The organism is Carboxylicivirga fragile (genome assembly GCF_050589805.1).
Taxonomy (GTDB): domain Bacteria; phylum Bacteroidota; class Bacteroidia; order Bacteroidales; family Marinilabiliaceae; genus Carboxylicivirga; species Carboxylicivirga fragile.
The window spans coordinates 1-20,237 of the sequence record NZ_JBNGOY010000036.1; the positions used below are offsets into that span (position 1 = coordinate 1).

Annotated in this window: 19 protein-coding genes and 1 tRNA gene; 6 read left to right on the forward strand and 14 right to left on the reverse strand. The window is 36.9% G+C overall.

Annotated features, from left to right (window positions below):
• Positions 1–194: 194 nt before the first annotated feature.
• From ACRD7B_RS15535 to ACRD7B_RS15575, 9 genes are all read right to left on the reverse strand, one after another.
• Entirely contained in the window at positions 195–491 is a 297-nt protein-coding gene (locus ACRD7B_RS15535) for a helix-turn-helix domain-containing protein (RefSeq protein WP_430825504.1), read from the reverse strand.
• A 169-nt stretch (positions 492–660) separates the two neighbouring features.
• Positions 661–1,836: a hypothetical protein gene (locus ACRD7B_RS15540; RefSeq protein WP_430825505.1), complete on the reverse strand. Its 1,176-nt coding sequence runs from the start codon at positions 1,834–1,836 to the stop codon at positions 661–663.
• A gap of 143 nt (positions 1,837–1,979) precedes the next feature.
• Positions 1,980–3,239 (reverse strand): site-specific integrase, encoded by a 1,260-nt coding sequence (locus ACRD7B_RS15545; protein ID WP_430825506.1) that lies wholly within the window; start codon positions 3,237–3,239, stop codon positions 1,980–1,982.
• A 312-nt stretch (positions 3,240–3,551) separates the two neighbouring features.
• Positions 3,552–3,623, reverse strand: a tRNA-Arg gene (locus tag ACRD7B_RS15550).
• A 99-nt stretch (positions 3,624–3,722) separates the two neighbouring features.
• Positions 3,723–4,262 (reverse strand): heavy-metal-associated domain-containing protein, encoded by a 540-nt coding sequence (locus tag ACRD7B_RS15555; protein WP_430825507.1) that lies wholly within the window; start codon positions 4,260–4,262, stop codon positions 3,723–3,725.
• A gap of 19 nt (positions 4,263–4,281) precedes the next feature.
• The gene (locus tag ACRD7B_RS15560) at positions 4,282–6,483 is read right to left on the reverse strand and encodes a TonB-dependent receptor (RefSeq protein WP_430825508.1); all 2,202 of its coding nucleotides are present in this window, start codon (positions 6,481–6,483) and stop codon (positions 4,282–4,284) included.
• A gap of 82 nt (positions 6,484–6,565) precedes the next feature.
• Positions 6,566–7,027, reverse strand: a complete 462-nt coding sequence (locus ACRD7B_RS15565) for an HYC_CC_PP family protein (protein ID WP_430825509.1) — start codon at positions 7,025–7,027, stop codon at positions 6,566–6,568.
• A gap of 167 nt (positions 7,028–7,194) precedes the next feature.
• Positions 7,195–7,449: a NifU family protein gene (locus ACRD7B_RS15570; RefSeq protein ID WP_430825510.1), complete on the reverse strand. Its 255-nt coding sequence runs from the start codon at positions 7,447–7,449 to the stop codon at positions 7,195–7,197.
• Positions 7,450–7,453: 4 nt separating this feature from the next.
• On the reverse strand, positions 7,454–8,560 hold the full coding sequence (locus tag ACRD7B_RS15575) for an Mrp/NBP35 family ATP-binding protein (protein ID WP_430825511.1): 1,107 nt from the start codon (positions 8,558–8,560) through the stop codon (positions 7,454–7,456).
• Positions 8,561–8,830: 270 nt separating this feature from the next.
• Between ACRD7B_RS15575 and ACRD7B_RS15580 the strand changes: the two genes are divergently transcribed.
• Positions 8,831–10,372 carry a sensor histidine kinase gene (locus tag ACRD7B_RS15580; RefSeq protein ID WP_430825512.1) on the forward strand — a complete coding sequence of 514 codons (1,542 nt, stop codon included), beginning with the start codon at positions 8,831–8,833 and terminating at the stop codon, positions 10,370–10,372.
• Between the two features lie 5 nt (positions 10,373–10,377).
• Here the strand turns inward: ACRD7B_RS15580 and ACRD7B_RS15585 are convergent, their stop codons facing one another.
• From ACRD7B_RS15585 to ACRD7B_RS15605, 5 genes are read right to left on the reverse strand one after another with little or no spacing between them, the layout of a single operon-like run.
• A complete protein-coding gene (locus ACRD7B_RS15585; protein WP_430825513.1) occupies positions 10,378–10,716 on the reverse strand; it encodes an MGMT family protein in 339 nt (112 codons plus the stop codon).
• 17 nt (positions 10,717–10,733) lie between these two features.
• Positions 10,734–11,519, reverse strand: a complete 786-nt coding sequence (gene trmB / locus ACRD7B_RS15590) for a tRNA (guanosine(46)-N7)-methyltransferase TrmB (protein ID WP_430825514.1) — start codon at positions 11,517–11,519, stop codon at positions 10,734–10,736.
• Between the two features lie 11 nt (positions 11,520–11,530).
• Positions 11,531–12,019, reverse strand: coding sequence for a gliding motility lipoprotein GldH (locus tag ACRD7B_RS15595; RefSeq protein ID WP_430825515.1), 489 nt, complete (start codon positions 12,017–12,019; stop codon positions 11,531–11,533).
• Positions 11,997–13,160, reverse strand: a complete 1,164-nt coding sequence (locus ACRD7B_RS15600; protein ID WP_430825516.1) for a PSP1 domain-containing protein — start codon at positions 13,158–13,160, stop codon at positions 11,997–11,999. Before ACRD7B_RS15600 ends, ACRD7B_RS15595 begins: the two co-directional genes overlap by 23 nt.
• A gap of 55 nt (positions 13,161–13,215) precedes the next feature.
• Entirely contained in the window at positions 13,216–14,337 is a 1,122-nt protein-coding gene (locus ACRD7B_RS15605) for a DNA polymerase III subunit (RefSeq protein WP_430825517.1), read from the reverse strand.
• Positions 14,338–14,468: 131 nt separating this feature from the next.
• On the opposite strand from ACRD7B_RS15605, the gene ACRD7B_RS15610 reads away from it, so the two are divergent.
• The 5 genes from ACRD7B_RS15610 (at position 14,469) to ACRD7B_RS15630 (ending at position 20,158) form a co-directional block, all read left to right on the forward strand.
• Positions 14,469–15,248: a radical SAM protein gene (locus ACRD7B_RS15610; RefSeq protein ID WP_430825518.1), complete on the forward strand. Its 780-nt coding sequence runs from the start codon at positions 14,469–14,471 to the stop codon at positions 15,246–15,248.
• A gap of 7 nt (positions 15,249–15,255) precedes the next feature.
• Positions 15,256–16,356, forward strand: a complete 1,101-nt coding sequence (locus ACRD7B_RS15615) for a glycosyltransferase (protein WP_430825519.1) — start codon at positions 15,256–15,258, stop codon at positions 16,354–16,356.
• Between the two features lie 195 nt (positions 16,357–16,551).
• Entirely contained in the window at positions 16,552–16,998 is a 447-nt protein-coding gene (locus ACRD7B_RS15620; protein WP_430825520.1) for a hypothetical protein, read from the forward strand.
• A 279-nt stretch (positions 16,999–17,277) separates the two neighbouring features.
• A complete protein-coding gene (locus tag ACRD7B_RS15625) occupies positions 17,278–19,428 on the forward strand; it encodes a S46 family peptidase (protein WP_430825521.1) in 2,151 nt (716 codons plus the stop codon).
• A 103-nt stretch (positions 19,429–19,531) separates the two neighbouring features.
• A complete protein-coding gene (locus ACRD7B_RS15630) occupies positions 19,532–20,158 on the forward strand; it encodes a ribonuclease H1 domain-containing protein (RefSeq protein WP_430825522.1) in 627 nt (208 codons plus the stop codon).
• Positions 20,159–20,237: the final 79 nt, after the last annotated feature.

Here is a 20,237-nt window from a genome sequence, read left to right on the forward strand (position 1 = left end):
AGACTTATGTGATAGGGTTTGAAGGTTTGCACTTGGTCCATCATGGCAAAAGTGTTGTTTAGGTGCTTGATGTAGTTCATTTTTTAGTCAGTAGTTAGTAGTCCGAAGTGATTTGCCACTTGGTTAAATTTCGCTGCGCTTTAGATGATAGAACGAAGCTTCGCTTCTGATAGAACGGCTTCGCCTGTTAGAAACTAGAATGACTGTTTGTGCTGGATAAGCATCTTTTGGATGTCGTCGCGGTTGTAGTAGATGACACCACCTATTTTGGTAAAGGGAAGTGCGCCGTTGTTACGAAGATTTTGCAATGTGCCATTGGAAACTTCCAGTAGCTCTTTAACCTCGTTGGACTTGAGCCATGTTTTGGGTGTTGGTTTGACCGTTTCCTTAATGAGTTTCTCGATATCCTTGAGAAGGACTTTTTTAAATTCTGATAGATCCTCTGTTGTTAGTAGTTGCTCGAGGTACATCTTTGCTTTTTCTGTTCTCATAATAGTCGTTTTTGTACTCGTAAATGACTTGATAATAGATGATTGATTTTGAACGAGAACAAAGGAAAGAAATAGCTCAATACGAAAACAGTGACACGGGGTGACATCACCCCTGTGTCACCCCTCGTTAATAAATTGATAGTGTGTTGTTTGTGTTTTTGAAAAAAAATTAAAATTTATTTTCTTGAAATAATTTGAGCTGTTTTAAGACGATGGTTTTTAATTCATCAATTGAGCTTTTGTCAGGATCATAAAACTGATTTTTTAAACTATTATAAGATATGTTGTTTTGGTTAGAAGTAGATATGTGCTTAGCAAAGTAGGTAATGAGCTGTTTCTTATTGCGTTTTGGAAAAATACCTGACTCAACACATAGTCTAATGAAACATCCCAATTGAGCAACTGAGAGATTGGTTATTACTTTGTGCGTACGATCTGTCAATAAGGGATTGATTTTTTGCTCGTTAATGTGGCAGCTATTCTTAATGTATTCAATTTCGAGAGAGAGCCAATTGACCAAAGTTTCTTGCAGCGATGTCTTACCTAAGATATAGCCAGACTTTCTGAAAATAACGGTTTGTTTAATGCACTTTAAGAAATAGCCCAATACTTGTAGTTGATCTGTTTTAGTAGCCTCTGCATTATATTTATCTGTGATGAAACGTATGAAGTAGTCAATGCATTCATCGGAATTGAGATTATTGGCTATCATTAATTTACAAAGCAAATCATTGTGCTCAGTGTTTATGGTTATTTCAAGAAGTACCAATTCCAATCTTTCAAGCCAAGCGTATAAGAAGAATTTGTCGTGGTAGGTGTAGCTACTCTTATGTTTATTTATGAAATCGCTTATTGGATGAGCCATAATAAAAATCATCTCCGAAGAAAAACTATGGCTAATGAGGTTATTTATAAGCCTGAGATAGCGCTCTTTAATGATTGAGCGGTGATTTGTTTCACAAATTAAAGGTAGGGTTGCACTAAAGTCAATGTAATTTTTGAATTGATTATTTATGAATATAAGAACGTTGGCCAGTTTCTGAATTAATGGTTGAAGGTTGGTTTCAAGACAGGTAGCTTTATCTGGACAAGAACATTCCTTTTTGGATAGCTCATCAATCAATCGTATAAGATTTGATTGGTAAAAACAGATGACGTTTGATAGTTTCTTCTTTGATAGCTGCTGAGCTGATTTATGGAGTAGCTTGTTCTTGATGGATAATGGAATATCCTCTATCTCATCTGAGATTGATAAGCTTGTTTCTTTACTTTGTTTTAATAGGCAACTCTCTGCATTGCTGATGTTGGAAACCAATTTTTCCATGTGGTGAAGAAAATAGGTCATTGGCGACTAATTTAGGTTATGGTGTAAAAAGCAGTTCCAAACAATTCGGAACTGCTAATGCTAAATTATACACCAGACACACTAAAACAAAGCTAAATTTGACCAATCGCAATTAATTTTAGTCGAATATTGACAAATATAACTTAAACGGATGATCTATTTTTATGATCATTTGAGTTCGTTTCTAATTTATCGCGTAGCATATTTATATCTTCGCTTATTTTGTTCTCTAAAACCTTGGCATATATTTGAGTGGTGGCAATTTTGGTGTGACCCAATATCTTACTAACTGTTTCGATGGGCACTCCATTAGATAATGTAACAGTGGTTGCGAATGTGTGACGAGCCATGTGGAAGGTTAAGTGCTTTTTTACACCGGATATATCTGCCACTTCTTTTAAATAGCCATTGAGCCGTTGATTGGTAATCGGTGGAAAAATAGTGCCTTTATTAACTGCTTTGGGGTGTTCTTTATATCTCATAATTAATTCTTCAGCCTTTGCCAGCAAGGGTATCCTGACAGGTATATCTGTCTTCAGGCGCTTGGTAATAATCCACTTATAACCATCAATGCCTATGTGGATATTTTCATCGGTAAGACTCTGCATATCCATATAAGCCAAACCGGTATAACAAGAGAAAATAAAAAGGTCTTTTGTCAATTCCAGGCGATGGATATCTATCTCCTTCTCCTCTATCATCGTTAATTCTTCCTGACTCAAGAAGCCTCTTTCTGATTTTTTGTATCTTAATTTGTAAGTATCAAATGGATTATTCATCATCCACTTCAAGCGAACGGCTAAATTTAGTATACAACGAAGCCAAGCCAGGTGCTTCATTACTGAATTCTGTGATAAGCCTTTGTAATTTTCAAGCATTTTATATTCATTGAGAAAGACTTCGTAATCAACAATAAAACGGTAATCAATTTGACGTAAATAGATATCTGACGTTTTTAATTTTTTCTTCAAAAAAGCCTTTATATACTTATAGGTTACTTTATAATGCCGTATCGTGCTGGCACGAAGAATGGATTTTTGCGTGGAGTAATGATAATCGACTAAACGCAAAAGCGTTCTCCCCTCCTCTTTAATGCCCAGAAAATAATTTTTAATTATCTGAGGTGTTATAAGCTGTTCTTTAATCCTCAAGTCATGATAGATACTCTGAATCTTTGCTCTGTTTTCTTCCAGTAGCTTATTAATATGGTGGTGATTAAAATTTGTACCACCCATTACCTTCTCCTTCTTTTTATCCCAAAGGTCATTAGGACAAAATAACTTTGTAGAAACTTCTGTTTTCCTTCGGTTGACAGTTATCCTTATATAAATCCCTGCCATCTCGGATAATTTGCTTTTGTGGCGTACAATAAACTGCAGGCCGAATGATTGCGTGTTGTTCATCATTTTTGATTTTGGTGTGTATTATTTGTGTTTGATTTCAAAAAACCTCCTTTGAGGTCACAGAAAATTGTCAAACAGAACCAAAATCAATCATCTATAATTATTTTCAACTTCCTTTGAAGCCTTTGCTACCACTAATATAACAAAAATCTGTGACCTCACCTGTTAAATAGAACTAGAGGTCACGGAATAGGTCACAAAAAATAGGTATTTGGATGGATTATTTTAGATTACTTCGATTTGTGTAAAAATGAAAAAACCTGAAAATCAATCGATTTGCAGGCTTTTGATATCATTTAAAGATCTTAATTGTGACCTCGGCGGGAATCGAACCCGCATCATAGGAACCGGAATCCTACATTCTATCCATTGAACTACGAAGCCAATAAGGTGTGCAAAGTTAGAAAATAAATTGTACTGTCAATCGTAAAATAGCAAAACCTTGGCTTCATTTAAGGTGAAATAAGTAAGCGGAAACATGCATTACTTCCTGTACTTACAACAATCAGGCAAGCTTTTATAACTTTCATCCTTTGCTGCAATGTTTTGAGTATCATGCCCGGCTTTGGCAATGGCCGATTCAATTGCCTTTAAATCAAGCTGCGACTCATCAAAAATGACATTAAGCTCCTGATTATTCACATTCCAAACAGCCATACTAACACCCATAACATTCATAGCCGCTTCCTCAATTCGTGCCTTACACATATCGCAATTACCTTTAACACTAACATAGTTTGGATGCCCTAAGAAAGTGGCCTGATAACCCAATTTCTCAATAGCTTTCCCTAATTGCTCATCTGTGTTTTTAGATTGCTTATACGTCACCGTCACCAACTTACGCTCAACGTCAACCACAACCTCCTTCACCCCTTTTTCATAGGGCAACTGTTTCATTATTTTCGCTTCACAATTCTGACATGTAATGTCCGTTTTAAAAACTGTTGAGTTTGTACTCTTTTTATCCTGCGCATTGGCAATTAATGAAATTGCTACAATGCATAATGCTATTATTCGTTTCATATTTTTCCTTTTTTCATGATTAACGATCTAATTTGTATTTAATACCAAAATAAAACATACGCCCATAAATTGGCCCCCATATACGACTTGCGTCAAAACTACTTCCAAAAGGATTTTCCGGATCTACAATGGCATTATCCTGGGTATAGGCTGTTAAATTTTCGGCACCCACGTAAAAACTCCAATTCCGATAGTTCTTGGTTACCTGAGCAATTAAATTTATGTATTCATCTGATATTGTTGGCAAGTCCTCACCATTGTATGAAGCCGATGGCAAACGCTGATCACCATGCATTTGCATAGTCATATCAAATTGCCACTTATCCATATTTGTGCGATATTGACCCGATAACATTGCTTTGTAACGACTCACAAAAGGCGCTCGATTCAATTGGCCATTATACGTAGCCTTAACCTCATTATAGCGATAACCTGCTGTTAACTCAAAGCGCTTAAACAACTCATAGAAAGCCTCAATCTGTATACTATTGGCATATGACTTTCCATCTAAATTATAAAAATGCACCTCCTGTTGATTCTGATCTAAATCAACAATTAATTGATTCTGAAAATCGGTACGGAAAAATTCCACTGAAAAAGTCGCTTCACGCTTATTAATTGTCAAATCCTTGCTCAGGCTAAGTCCGTAATTCCATGCTTCCTCCTGAACTACCTTATCATGTATTATAAATTGTTTTGAACTTGCCAAGAACTGGGTATTTTCACTTACTATTGAAGGTGTACGATAACCTTTTCCTGCTGATGCCCTCAATATAAGTTTTTCACTGATGGAATACTTGGTATGAAAACGGGGCGTGATGAAATTACCATGCAAACTACTATAATCATTTCGCAAGCCAAGCAGTACAGAAAAACGTTCTGAAGGAATATAATTATACTCAATAAATCCACCTGCAACAAACTCCTTAAAACCAGTATTTATATTATTCAACTCCTCTTGGTTATCGTCAAAAACTAAGCTAAGCCCAGCATTATAGGTATGTTGCGTATTATTTACATACGACTGATAAATAAGGTTTGTATATAAATTTAACTGATCCACATCCAAATCATTATTCCCATAAAACGATGATCGTTGAAAGAGGTTGGCTGAAGTAATCCATCCTAAACTTGTTGCTGGTCGATCAAAAACAAAGCCCAACTTAGAAAAGGCATTCAAGCGCTTAACATCAATGCCTATTCCATAAGCATCCTGTTCTTTTTGCGACTGATTGTGATCATAAAGTAATTGCCCTCCTTCTCGCGATTCTGATAATACAGACAAGCCTAATTTGGCGGTCATTTTATCGCTAAGGTAGTTCCATCTATTCATACCAATTATTGTTGAAGATAAGGGCTTATCCAAAAAACCATCCTTATTCATATCCAACTCCCGAATATTAGAACTACCATGCAGTAAAACATTACTACTCCACTTATCAGTCACCTTAAAATCAACACCAGCATTAGCCTCAACTTTACCATCCTGATTACCATATAGGTTGAAATGCATTTTTTCTTTACCAGCCGGATTTTTATATTGAACATTAATCTGGCCTGTCATACTCTCGTAACCATTCTTTACAGCAGAAGTTCCTTTAGAAACTTGAATACTTTCCATCCAGGTACCGGGTATGTAATTGAGTCCAAAGGCCACTTCTCCTCCTCTGATAATAGGTATATTCTCCATCATCAACTGGGAATAACGGCCTGATAAACCCAACATTTTTATTTGTTTAATCCCCGATACCGCATCGGCAAAGGACACATCAACAGAGGCATTAGTTTCAAAACTTTCAGAGAGATTACAACAGGCGAATTTTGACAGCTCTTTATCCGAAATATTAACTGTGAAAATTGGGTTTAGCTTTGATACACTGGAGCTTCTAACCCGATGCTCAACGGTTACTTCATCAATGTTTGCCCCGGACTTCAAGGACACATTAATTTTTCCAATACTACTGACCTCATGTACTTCATCTTCGTACCCAACATAGCTAAAAACGAGAAATGAAGATTGATTTGAGCGTTTTATTTGATATTTACCATCTGCATCAGTGATGGTGCCTTCGCTTGTGCCTTGCCAATAAACATTAACACCCACCAAGGGCATATTATCATCAAAACCCACAACCACACCACTCACCTCTTGGGCTTGTATGCCAAAAGATAAGTACAGAGTGAATACTGCAAAAAGCAGATTCTTTATACTAATTTTCATCGTATTTGTATTTAAAATTGAAACTACTACAATTCAAAACCGGGCAAATGCACAGTTTTAATCATAGACACAGAAGTGGGTATCAAATTAAATACACTTGAATTCTAGAAAGAAATTGTTGCCTAGGCAACGGTGGAACAGTCTCATTAGGCAAATGCACAAGAATAGCATCCCTCCCATCCTTAGAGAAATCACCAATTAATATAGAGAACTTTAAAAAGTTAAGACAAGTAATCAGAGGCAGTGAACTTATCTGGGCATGATGTAAACCATCTAATTTTAATAAGGAAAAGGATTGTACATCAGAACAACAACCTTCATTACAGTCAGCATGTTTTTCCTCAATAGATAGGCTACAACATGAAGATTGTTGCATTTCCTGACAACTGCATTGTTCAACAGGAATTAGAATGGAGTAGCTTGTTTCACCCTTATGACTACAATAATGGCTATGCAATCTGAAGCCACTAGTCGTAAGTAAAAATAGACCCACCATAACAAGCATCAGAACTTGTCGTATAATATGTCGAACTTTCATTAACATACTCCACAAAAATAAGAACTTAAACAGCAACTTTAAGTTATCTACTTGTTAAAAGATTAATGCTAAAAAAATGAATCATTAATAAGATAAAAATATTTGACCCCGCACTAGCCAGAAAGGCAAATGCGGGGTCAATAAAATTTTAGGTCTTTAATCAGTAAGCAATTCTAAACACCATCCTCCACTGCTATAACCTCAGTTATTTGCGGCACTGATTTCTTCACAACCATTTCAACACCTCCCTTTAGGGTTTGCATGCTCAATGGACAGCCCTGACACGATCCTTCCAAACGAACTTTAACTACATATTCGTCAGTAATATCAATAAGGGTAATATTACCGCCATCGCCTTGCAAATAGGGGCGAATTGACTCAAGCGCTTCTTCAACCTCATTCAAGAGTTTTGCTTTATCTTCTCCCATCAGTTTATTTTTTAATTTCTACAATCTTGGTTTGTGGCATAGCAGCATTACGATGCTCAACACGCTCAACTACCTTTTGAGCTAAATCAGCAAAGGCCATAGCTGTCATCGATGATTCGTTTAATGCGACCGGTTCTCCTTTATCACCACCTTCTCGTATACTCTGAACGATTGGTATTTGCCCAAGCATCGGTATCTCAAGTTTAGCAGCTAAGGTTTTACCACCATCTTTACCAAAAATGTAATATTTGTTTTGTGGTAGCTCTTCAGGCGTAAACCAGGCCATATTCTCAACCAAACCAAGCACCGGCACATTTATATTTTTACTCTTAAACATGCTAATACCTTTAACGGCATCAGCCAAGGCTACGTTTTGTGGCGTAGTAACCACAACAGCACCAGTAATGCTTATGGTTTGAACCAAGGTTAGATGAATATCACTTGTTCCTGGAGGCAAATCCAACAATAAGTAATCCAACTCTCCCCATTTACCGTCGTTAATTAGCTGTTTAAGCGCATTGGTTGCCATTGAGCCACGCCAAACCAAAGCATCTTCAGGGTTAACAAAGTAACCAATGCTCAACATTTTAACACCGTACTTTTCAACAGGCAAAATACGATCTTTCCCATCAATTTTTTCAAGTACTGGACGTTCATCCTCTGTTTGAAACATGATTGGTACAGAAGGCCCAAAAATATCAGCATCTAACAAACCAACCGAATAACCTGCTTTAGCAAGAGCCACTGCAAGATTAGACGTTACTGTTGATTTACCAACACCACCTTTACCCGATGCAATAGCAATTACATTTTTAACACCTTCCAGTGGTTTAGCTACGATAGGTTTCGTTTTTGGCTTTACCTTAACGTATATATTACCTTCAATCTCGGCCTCTTCATCAACATAAGAATGAATGGCTTTGACACAAGCTTTTTTTAATGACCCAACCAAAGGATCGTTGGCACGATCAAACAAAAGACTAAAACTAATGCGTTTCCCATCTATACGCAGGTCATCCTCAACCATTCCAAGTGAGATAATGTCTTTTCCTTTACCAGGATGAACAACATGCTTTAAGGCATCTAATATTAAGTTCGGATAGTATTCCATGCTTATCTTTATTTAAACCTTGTAAAAATAGTGAATAATTTTAGAAAATCTGAACTATGAAGAAAGAGTTATTACTAACCATTATAAACACCCACATTTTATAGCAATCAAATAGCTGCTTTTATAAACGCAAAGGTTTATTTTTATATATTTAAGTACATTAATGGTTATTGAAACACATAGATGAGTTTTATACACAATTCTCTATGAGAAGAAAAAGCCCAATTGCTAATATCATATTTAGATTCCATCGCTTCAAAATAGAAACTTATGCCAAAAGTTGTTTTAGATAATGAGTCACTATTAAATCTAGCTACTTGTGCTTACGATGAAACTTGTGAAGCAGGCATCATCAAAAAATGTGTTCCTCTATACTCCAAACTATTAAATTGCACTTCACTTAAAATACTAAAAAATTATGGCGGGGAAGTAACAGACGTAGAGACTTTTCATTCAAATACAAATCTTAAGTGGGAAATAATAATAAACCACTTTTCGACTAATAATACAGTTTATAAATATGATGGCGCCTACTTTTACAAGCTTAACCTCAGTGATTATGGTCAGTTAATACTAGGAACAAAGACAAGCCTAAGTTTGGATACCGTAGATACACTTCGACCCATTGCCAGCATTCATGGAAAATTACTAATGCTTGCTTGTGACGATGTGCAAGCCATTGAATCAGAGACATCCTTAATTGAAAGTCAAAAAGCACAAACATTATCACTCGAAATCAATCATGCATCCGTTTTTAAGAATGATTTTGAAACTAGAACAGTTAAGAGTACACCTCACCTTTATTACTACTTGGGATACAATAAAGATGAATTACCAAACACCATTGAGGCAGCTACCAATATGATTTATCCCGATGACCTTCCAAATGTTATGGAAGCTTTCAACGAACATGTAATGGGAAATGTAGCTGAATATTACTGCGAATTTCGAATACGATCAAAGCATGGCAATTGGGTTTGGGTGGATGGACGAGGTAAAATAATATCGAGAAATGCAGCTGGTGAACCAAAGGAATTACTAGGAATATCGCAAGTCATTACGAAACGAAAAAATGCAGAAATAGAACTTATTAAAGAAAAGGAAAAGGCGCAGGAAAGTGATCGCTTAAAATCGGCTTTCTTAGCTAACATGAGCCACGAAATCAGAACACCCATGAATGGCATACTTGGCTTTGCTCAACTTTTGAAGCAACCACTATTAGAAAGTGCCGAACAAAGCTCATACATAGAGATAATTGAAAATAGCGGCAAGCGCATGCTAAGCATTATTAACGACCTTGTTGATTTATCTAAAATTGAAGCCGGTCAGATGGAGGTAAGCATCTCCGAATTTAGCATTGGAGAAGTATCGAAATATATTTATAACTTTTTCAAAACCGAAGTCGAAAACAAAGGTATGCAATTAAATCTGCAATTGACCGAATCAAGGAAAAGACAGATCGTCACTTCTGACAAGGAAAAATTAATTGCCATACTCAGCAACCTTGTTAATAATGCCATAAAATACAGTAATGAAGGAATAATTGAGCTAGGAATTACAATTGAATTCAACATGGTACATTTCCATGTGAAAGACACTGGAATAGGTATCACTCCTGAACACCAAAAAATAATATTTAATCGATTCGTACAAACCAGCAGTAGTGATTTAATACAGAAAAAAGAAGGTGTAGGGCTTGGCTTAGCTATTTGCAAAGCCTATGTTGAAATGTTAAATGGTAAAATTTGGCTTGAAAGTGAAGAGGGCGTAGGGTCAACATTTTATTTCTGCATACCTATAGGGCAAACTTAATCCATTTAAATTTCTAATTCCTTTGTAGGATCCCAAAATACCTTTTCGAAATTGATAATCTGATTCTCTACGACTTCAATACCTTCGTTTTGCAAAAGTTCTTTCATGGTTTCACCACCAGAAAAATGGTGCTTACCTGTCAGAAGTCCTTTACTATTTACAACCCGATGAGCTGGCACAAAGCGATGCCAACCCGAACACTTATTCATAGCCCAACCAACCATACGAGCGCCTCGAGCACTGCCAATATAACGTGCTATAGCACCATAAGATGTAACTCGACCATGGGGCACCAATTCTGCCACCTGATAAACGCGTTCGAAGAAGTCGCTTGATTTAGCCATTACGTACTGCGAAGTTACTAATTACCTTTGGTTCGGGCTTGTGGTTGAATCTTAATGGATTCCTTGATTTTGACGCCACGACCTGCACTATGGTAATCATCAAAATCAATTTCAATATCCGGCTCCATCCATTCATTTCTTTCTTGCAAACGATACTGCAAATATTTAATGCTCAAACCATGGTTAATCCATTTGGCCTCGTAAAATGTTTGAATGGATAAAATTGGCCCCTGATAGCTAGAGCTGTATAAATCGGTTTCATTCACTTCAACTTCAAACTTATTTTCCTTAACCAAAGCACTGGTGTAAGTATACAAGAAATTCGAATCTGTTTTAAGATGAACCAAGCCATCCGGCTTTAGAAACTGGGTATATAATTTAAGAAAGCGAGTCGATGACAAACGTTTATTCACCTTTTTCATCTGTGGGTCGGGAAAAGTTAACCATATTTCGTCCACCTCACCGGTATCAAAAAAAGCTGTGATCAACTCAATTCGGGTGCGCAAAAAAGCAACATTGCTTAAGTTTTTTTCCTTAGCATCAGTTGCACCACGGTGCATACGCGCCCCTTTAATATCGATACCAATAAAGTTTTTGTCGGGAAAAAGTTCGGCTAATCCTACTGTGTACTCACCTTTGCCACAGCCCAATTCTAATACAATGGGTTTATCATTCTTAAAAAACTCTGTTCCCCACTTACCTTTTAAGGCAAATGATTCATTTTTTAAATCGCTATAATCCGCCTGAAAAACATGGTCGTAAGTTGCCATCTCGGCAAACTTCTTCAGCTTATTCTTTCCCACCTTCTGCTATTCTATTTTGTTTCTAACCCTTCAGCTTCTTCAATACGTAAGCCAATGTTATAAATACCACTCAAATCTTCAGTTCGCATCCCTTGTACAATTCTAAATGTATACGAACCTGTTTCAGCAAATTTAACGCCCTTTTGATAAGGCACCTCAACATGAAATAAATCGCCCCAACCCGACCCTAACCAACGGCCATTGTCGTCAGCCAATATGCAATCTACCTTTTGTTGCATTACCTTTCCACTCGGACTTATGACATCAACAAATAACCACAAGTTACTATTCGGATAATGCGATCGATTACGCACATTTATAATTACATCATATGTGTTTTGAGCATTTTCAATGTCTACCTTAAACACAGCCATTGAATCCTGGTGCCAACCATTATCAGGGATTGTTACATATTGATCGAATATTGCATTATCTCCACAAGAAGAAAATGCGAGCACAAGCAATATTGCAACAACACTATTTTTTATCCTTGCCGCCATCTTTACGTGGTTTTGGTTTAAATCGTCTTTTTGATTTCCCTTTTTGATTATTTGGTCGACGTTTCTTTTTCTTATTCTCATCAAAACGCGTTAAGCTTTCTTGTCCAATAACATTCTGATAACTAGGTTCCGCTGCCGCCAATTTACTGAAGTCTTCCTTCACTAATTTATCAACCTTCTTCCCACGTCTATTATTTACAATAACCTCTTTCACTCTGTCAACTGGCACCTCAACAACTCCTGCAGGGAAATCTTTCTCGGTACTATACCACATTACTCTGCGGAAAATATCTGTTTTGAAATGATAGTATGGTCCTTCTTCGGTTTCTAATACTGTTGTTATTCTTGGAAAATCAGCCTGCGCATCCAAATAAGCATCCAACTCATAATTTAAACAGCATTTAAGCTTACCACACTGCCCGGCCAATTTCTGAGGATTTAATGAAATCTCCTGATAACGCGCTGCATTGGTTGTTACCGAAACAAAATTAGTCATCCAAGTAGAACAACACAACTCACGACCACAAGGACCAATTCCGCCAATTCTACCCGCCTCTTGACGAGCCCCAATCTGACGCATTTCAATACGTACACGGAAACGTTCGGCTAAGACCTTAATTAACTCACGAAAATCAACACGTTCATCAGCAATATAATAGAAGATAGCTTTAGTACGATCACCTTGGTACTCTACATCACCAATTTTCATATGTAAGTTCAAGCGCTCAGCTAATCGGCGTGATTCAAGCATGGTTTCATGCTCAAGGTTCTTAGCTTCTTCCCACTTTTCAATATCAGCAGGTTTGGCTTTACGATACACCCGCTTAAATTCGAAGGTACTGGCCGAAATATTGTTTTTCTTCATCTGAAGTAAAACCAACTCTCCGGTTAAAGTAACCGTACCAATATCGTGACCCGGCGAGGCTTCAACGGCAATAACATCGCCCTTCGCTAATTTTAAACCATTACTATTTCTAAAATATCCCTTACGTGTGTTCTTAAACTGTACTTCTATTACATCGGTGCTATTAATGCTATCTGGCAAATCATCCAGCCAATCAAAAACATCTAATTTGCCACACCGACTTGTACAGCCAGAACATCCCTTCTTTTCTTTATCTTGTAGTACCTCTTCTTCCATAATATCAAAAAATAAAAGACTCAAATTTAAGCCTTGAGAATTTGCCAGGTCTCTATTATTGCTTTAATAATATGATCACCTTCAAACACAAATCCATTAATATAATACGTGCGTTCCCATTTTGTTCAAGATGAGAATGTGCTAAACTAAATTCTTCACTCAATTCCAACACGTTATTGTCATTAATAAAGGGTGAAAATCGCGTTGAAAAATTTTCTTCTTCCGGTGTAAGATACAACAATTCCTCTTCTTGAATATTCATCATGAAATTTTCACGTACCAGACGTAGTGAAAATTCCAGGAAGTTTTTAAGTCGTTCTTTGGGTTGCGAATTCATTTCGTCGCACCAGTCAATTAAATCGAATAATTTACGTGCGTAGGCCTGACGCATTAGATTCACAAAACGGTCGAAAAAGAATGCTCTTTCATCACTTTGATCAACAATTTCCTGAGCGGCAACAAAACTGCCTGATGCCAACTTTGCAAAACGTTCAGCTTCTGTAGCATCTATACTGTACTCATCAACCAAAGCTTTGCTTATGGCAGCACCATCAATTCTTGGAATTTTTAAGAGTTGTGAACGGCTCTGAATGGTTCCTAATACCGAAGATGGATCGTCAGACACCAATAAAAACACGGTACCCTGAGGTGGTTCCTCTAGCAATTTCAACAACTTATTTGCTGCCGACACATGCATTTTTTCAGGCAACCAAATAATCATGACCTTAAACTCAGCTTCAAAAGTCTTTAAGCTTAGCTTTTTAATAATCTCCTGGCTCTCCTGACTATAGATCAAACCTTGTTTGTCAGATTCCAACTTACCATACCATTGCCTTAGGTTGAAATACTTTTTTTCGCGCACAAATTGCCGCCATTCAGCGATATAAGAATCACTCACCGGATTCTTATGCTTTGGGCTTTTTACAACAGGAAATACAAAATGCAGATCGGGGTGTACTAACTTTTCGTACTTAGTACATGACGAACATACACCACAAGAGTCGTCTTCTTGCCGATCGCTACAATTCAGGTATTGAGCAAAAGCAAGTGCCAAATTTAGTTTCCCAATCCCTTCGGGACCCGCCAACATCTGAGCATGACTAACACGGCCTTCATTGACCATCCTAATCATATGTTGCTTAATTATATCGTGCCCTATTACCTCTTTAAACTTCATGTACTAGCTGTAAAAACAATCCCCAAAGATAATAATTTAGTTGGTTGCGAAAAACGAGTTTTAGCGTTACAAAACAAGCTAAACTAAGCCTTTTCGATACCACACAAAATACTACCTTTGCAAAAAAAAGCATGTCGACATTTTTATTTGACAAAACCGTTTTTGGCCCTGTAATGAGTCGCCGTCTTGGCGTTTCCTTAGGTATGAATTTACTACCAAACAATCGTAAAGTCTGCTCCTTTGATTGTATTTATTGCGAGTGCGGATTAAATGGTGAGTTAGGAGATAATAAGGATGTGATGCCCACTCGAATGGAAGTAAAAGAACGGCTAGCGGCCAAACTTATCGACATGCAAAAAGAAGGCTTAAAACCTGATGTAATAACCTTTGCAGGAAATGGTGAGCCTACATTGCACCCTGAGTTTTCTGCTATTATTAACGATACCATTGAGTTGCGTAATGCACATTGCCCCGAGGCTAGAATTGCGGTTTTATCAAATGCATCGCGTTTGCATAAAAAAGAGGTTGTTGAAGCATTGCTTAAAATTGATGACAACATACAAAAGCTTGATTCAGGATTAAAGGAAACCATTCTTCGACTGGACCAGCCGAATTACGCATTCGATTTAGAAAAAACCATTGCTCAATTGGTTGATTTTAAAGGTCAACTCATAATTCAAACCATGTTTGTTGCAGGGGAGTTAGAGGGTAAAGACATCAGTAACCTGTCTGATGCAGATATCAATTCGTGGCTTGACGCTTTAGATATTATTAAACCTGAAAAGGTGATGATATATACCATTGAGCGTGATACGCCTTATAATTCTTTAAAAAAGGTACCCTTAGATACGCTCAAAGCGATTGCGAATAAAGCAGAAAAAAGAGGCCATATAGTATCGGTATCAGGATAATTCATAAATGGAGCCTAAACGTGAACCAAGCAAAATCATCTTAATCAGTCCATTAAACTGGGGCTTAGGTCATGCAACGCGTTTAATTCCTATCATTCATAAATTAAGAAATGATGGGCACACATGTATAATCTCAGGAGAATCGCCATCCATTGACATTCTAAAAGAAACTTTTCCTGAACTTGAATACATATATACTAAAGGGTTTAGGGTGAAATTTTCGAAGGGCTCGCAACAATGGCTAAAACTATTATTTCAACTACCCTCTTTTATTAGCTCTATTTATAAGGATAAAAATCAGGTAGAAAAAATAATTGCGAAGAATAACATCGACATTATAATATCCGATAACCGCTATGGCTTTCGCAATTCAGCCATTCCTTCAATTATCATTTCTCATCAAACATCGCCTGAAACAGGTCCAAAATTTAAATGGATTAATTGGACAAGCACAAAGATTATTACCACATTAATTAATCAATTTGATGCCTTATGGATTCCGGATAGTCAAACATCGACAAACTTATCCGGTAGGCTTTCAAGTGCTAAGACAAAGATACCCACCAATTATATCGGTCTTTTATCTCGCCTATCAGTTACAAATGAAAATACCGAAAAATCAACTAAGCTCGCACCTGATCGTTTAGTTATTCTTTCGGGACCTGAACCTCAACGCAGCATACTTGAACAATTACTCATCGACAAATTCTCAGAATCAAACCTTAGCACATTAATACTACAAGGGCTTCCTGGGCAAAAAAATCAAAAGCCAGCTATTGGATCAGTATCATTCATGGCCAATTGTCAGAGCTTTCAATTAAAGCAGCTACTTAAGGCGAGTAAAACTATTATCTGTCGATCAGGTTACTCTACCTTGATGGATTTATTTGTTATGAATCGAAGAGCCATATTGATTCCTACGCCTGGTCAATACGAACAAGAATATTTGGCAGATCGCCTAAATGATTTTTTTGGTTTTAAAAGCATATCGCAAAGTCAAATTCATTTATTACCAGAAACAGAATTTAAGCAGTTAAATACCAGAATTAAACTTCTCAACAACTTTAAAAGTTGCCACTTACCTTATTTTACCGACATTAAAAAATAAAGGTTTATTTTTTCAACATTCACTACTGCACTTTGGTCAGAATAATTCATCATTTCATCAACAATGATTAACTAATATTAACTACGAAAGTATTATCCATTGACAACAAAAACGCAACAATATTGAAAAATTTAAGTAGAAGGTATTGTGAACGATTTTTGTGGAGATAGATAATTAAACCAAAGAGCAACTATAATGATCACTTCTGTAATAATAACATTAATAGCACTAAGCGCATTCGGAATTTGGTTCTGGAAAAAAGGAATCATTCTCTTGGCTGAGAAAAATGCCATTGGTAATTTGGAATCAATGCTGTTTAGTGAGGGAAATCATCAAAAGAAGGGAATAATTTCTTCGATGCATGAAATGACCAATGAGAAATATTCAGAAGAAGAATTACTTGACTACTTCTTAAAAATCAAAGGTCTTCAAGTAGTTAATTTTTACGATCCGGTGAATTTTTGGACACGTAAGTACCTTATGAGTCCGACAAAGCTAAAACTAAACTACTTTGAGCAGGTTAAGTTTTACGAAACATTTTTAAACTATCCGGAATCAACAAGGTTAAGCAACGGTAAAAACAATGCATACCTAACGAGTGAGCCAAAGGGTGTATTTTTTAATAAAAGACAATTGGCCTAAGGTCAATTCAAATTTGTCAGGGACAAGCGGGAAAACAATACTGCTGTCGGGAAAGCGAACCGGATAATTTATTATCCGGTTTTTTTGTATTAAAATTTTAAGTCCTCCAAAACACTTTCACTTCTAGGTTTAACGAAAAATTTTATCTTTGCCACCGCAACTTTGATAATAAATAGATAGTAAATAAATGGTCGCTCACAACACAATACTCCTAATCTACTGTTTTCAAAAACATTAGAAGAGTCTAATACTGTAAGTCGGGCGAATTAAAACACTTTTATGAAACGAATAGCAATACTGTTTTTAACAGGTATAATTAGCTTTAGCCAAATGGCAAAGGCTGACGAAGGAATGTGGTTATTACCACTTGTGAGTAAGCTAAATATGAATAAAATGCAGGAAATGGGAATGAAACTTTCTGCAGAAGATATTTATAGCGTTAACAATTCAAGCCTTAAAGATGCCATCGTTATTTTTGGACGTGGCTGTACTGGAGAGATGATTTCTGATCAAGGACTAATCTTAACCAACCACCACTGTGGATATGGTAACATTCAAGAACTAAGCTCAGTTGATCACAACTATTTAAAGGATGGTTTTTGGGCAAAGAGTTTCGACGAAGAATTACCTGCTCCGGGTTTATCAGTAACCTTTTTAAAATACATGACCGATGTAACTGAAAAGGTAAATGCTGAATTGAACGATGATATGAGCGAAGCTGATCGCGCAGCAAAAATTAAAGAAGTATCGGCAGAACTCGTTAAAGAAGCACAAGAAGGAAACGAATATCAAATAAGAGTACAAGATTATTTCGAAGGCAACCAGTTTTTCTTAATTGCTTACGAAAAATTCAACGACGTGCGTTTTGTTGGTGCTCCTCCATCATCAATTGGTAAATTCGGTTTTGATACCGACAACTGGATGTGGCCGCGTCACACTGGTGACTTCAGCATGTTCCGTGTTTATTGTGGCCCTGATGGCAAACCAGCCGAATATTCGAAAGACAACAAACCATACAAACCAGCTCATCACCTTCCGGTTTCGTTAAAAGGTGTGCAGATGGACGACTTTGCAATGACTGTTGGTTTCCCAGGAAGCACTCAACGTTACCTTACATCATGGGGTATTGAAGAGCGCATGCAAATTGTTAACGAAGCTCGTATCAAGCCTCGTGGCGTAAAACAAGACATCTGGTTAAAAGACATGCGTGCTGACGAAAAAGTAAACATTCAATATGCCTCAAAGTTTGCAGGGAGTGCTAACTACTGGAAAAACAGTATTGGTATGAACCGCGGATTGGAGAAACTAAATGTACTGGGACAGAAACGTGAGTTAGAAACTGAATTTACAAACTGGGTAAATGCTGACGCCGACAGAAAAGCTAAGTACGAAAATGTATTAGCCGAATTAGAAAAATCATATGCTAACCGCGCTTCATTTGTAAAAGCAACATCATTTTTAGCTGAGTGTCAAATACGTGGTGCCGAAGTTTTATACTTTGCCTACCGAGCTACTGGTCTTGAAAAAGCATTAGAAGAAGAAAATCAAGAAGATATTGATAAAGCTGTTGCAGGCCTTAAAAAAGCAGGCGAAGGATTCTTCAAAGATTACAACCCTGAAACGGATCGTAAAGTAATTGGTGCTTTACTTAAAATGTACAACGACGACATTGAAGCTAAATACCATCCATCATTTTATGCTACCATTAACAAAAAATTCAAAGGTGACTTCCAGAAATTTGCTGATTACGTTTATAACAAATCAGTTTTCATGAACGAAGCTCGCTTCAAAGCTTTCCTTGAAAAACCATCTTTGAAAGTTCTCCAAAAGGATTATGCATTTATTGGTGGTGTTTCTTCAATTGAAAAATACCGCGAGATAAAAGGAATGGAAGCTGAGAGCGCCATTGCTATTGATAAAAACAACCGCTTATTTACTGCTGGCTTATTTGAAATGCAACCAGACAAAGTATTCTATCCGGATGCTAACTTCACAATGCGTTTATCTTATGGTTCAGTTGGCGATTACGAACCTAAAGATGGTGTAAAATACAAGCATTTCACAACCATCGAAGGTATCATGGAAAAAGAAGATCCTGATAACTTTGAGTTTGAAGTTCCAGCTAAACTAAAAGAGCTTTGGAAGAACAAAGACTATGGCCAGTATGCTGATGCTGCAGGTTACATGCCAGTTTGTTTTACTTCAAACAACGACATTACGGGTGGTAACAGTGGTAGCCCGGTAATTAATGCCGAAGGTCACTTATTCGGATTAGCTTTTGATGGCAACTGGGAAGCTATGAGTGGTGATATTGCTTTTGAAACAGAACTTCAGAAGTGTATCAATGTTGACATCCGTTATGTACTTTTCATTATCGACAAGTATGCAGGTGCGACTAACCTTATTGATGAAATGACTTTGGTTAAATAATTAACCGTCAACAATATTATTCAAAGCCATCGGTTTATTGCTGATGGCTTTGTTGTATATACAATGCTAAAAAACTAGCTTTGCAGGGCATTATTAAGAAAGTATGGCAAAAAAGAATAAATACTATGTGGTGTGGAAGGGTGCCAAACCAGGCATCTATTCTTCGTGGCCCGAATGTCAAGCTCAGATAAAAGGCTTTAACGGAGCTCAATACAAAGGATTTGCCACATTAGTCGAAGCAGAAAAAGCCATGAAAGGTACCTATGGCCAATATGCCAACTTTAGCAATAAAGCAAAAACATCTAATGCCATTAATTCGAAACAAAACATCTATTACAATAGCATCTCGGTAGATGCCGCTTGTAGTGGTAACCCTGGAGTAATGGAATACCAAGGTGTCAACACAAAAACTAAAGAACAGCTCTTCCACCTCAAGTTTGACCTTGGAACTAATAATATTGGTGAGTTTCTTGCTCTGGTTCATGGACTATCGTTTTTAAAAAAACACAATTCACCCGTTCCGGTTTATTCCGATTCAAAGATTGCTATTGGCTGGGTGAAAAATAAAAAGTGTAAGACAAAACTAGAAGTAAATGCAGATACCAAAGAACTTTTTGCCCTGGTAAAACGTGCTGAGCAATGGCTTAAAACAAACACTTACACCACTCCCATATTAAAATGGGACACAAAAAACTGGGGCGAAATACCTGCTGATTTTGGAAGAAAGTAATAGTTCTAAAAACTTTTAACGGGAGACTCTTCAATTACTGTTTTATTATAGAGAAATGCTCCTTTTGATACAAAAGAAA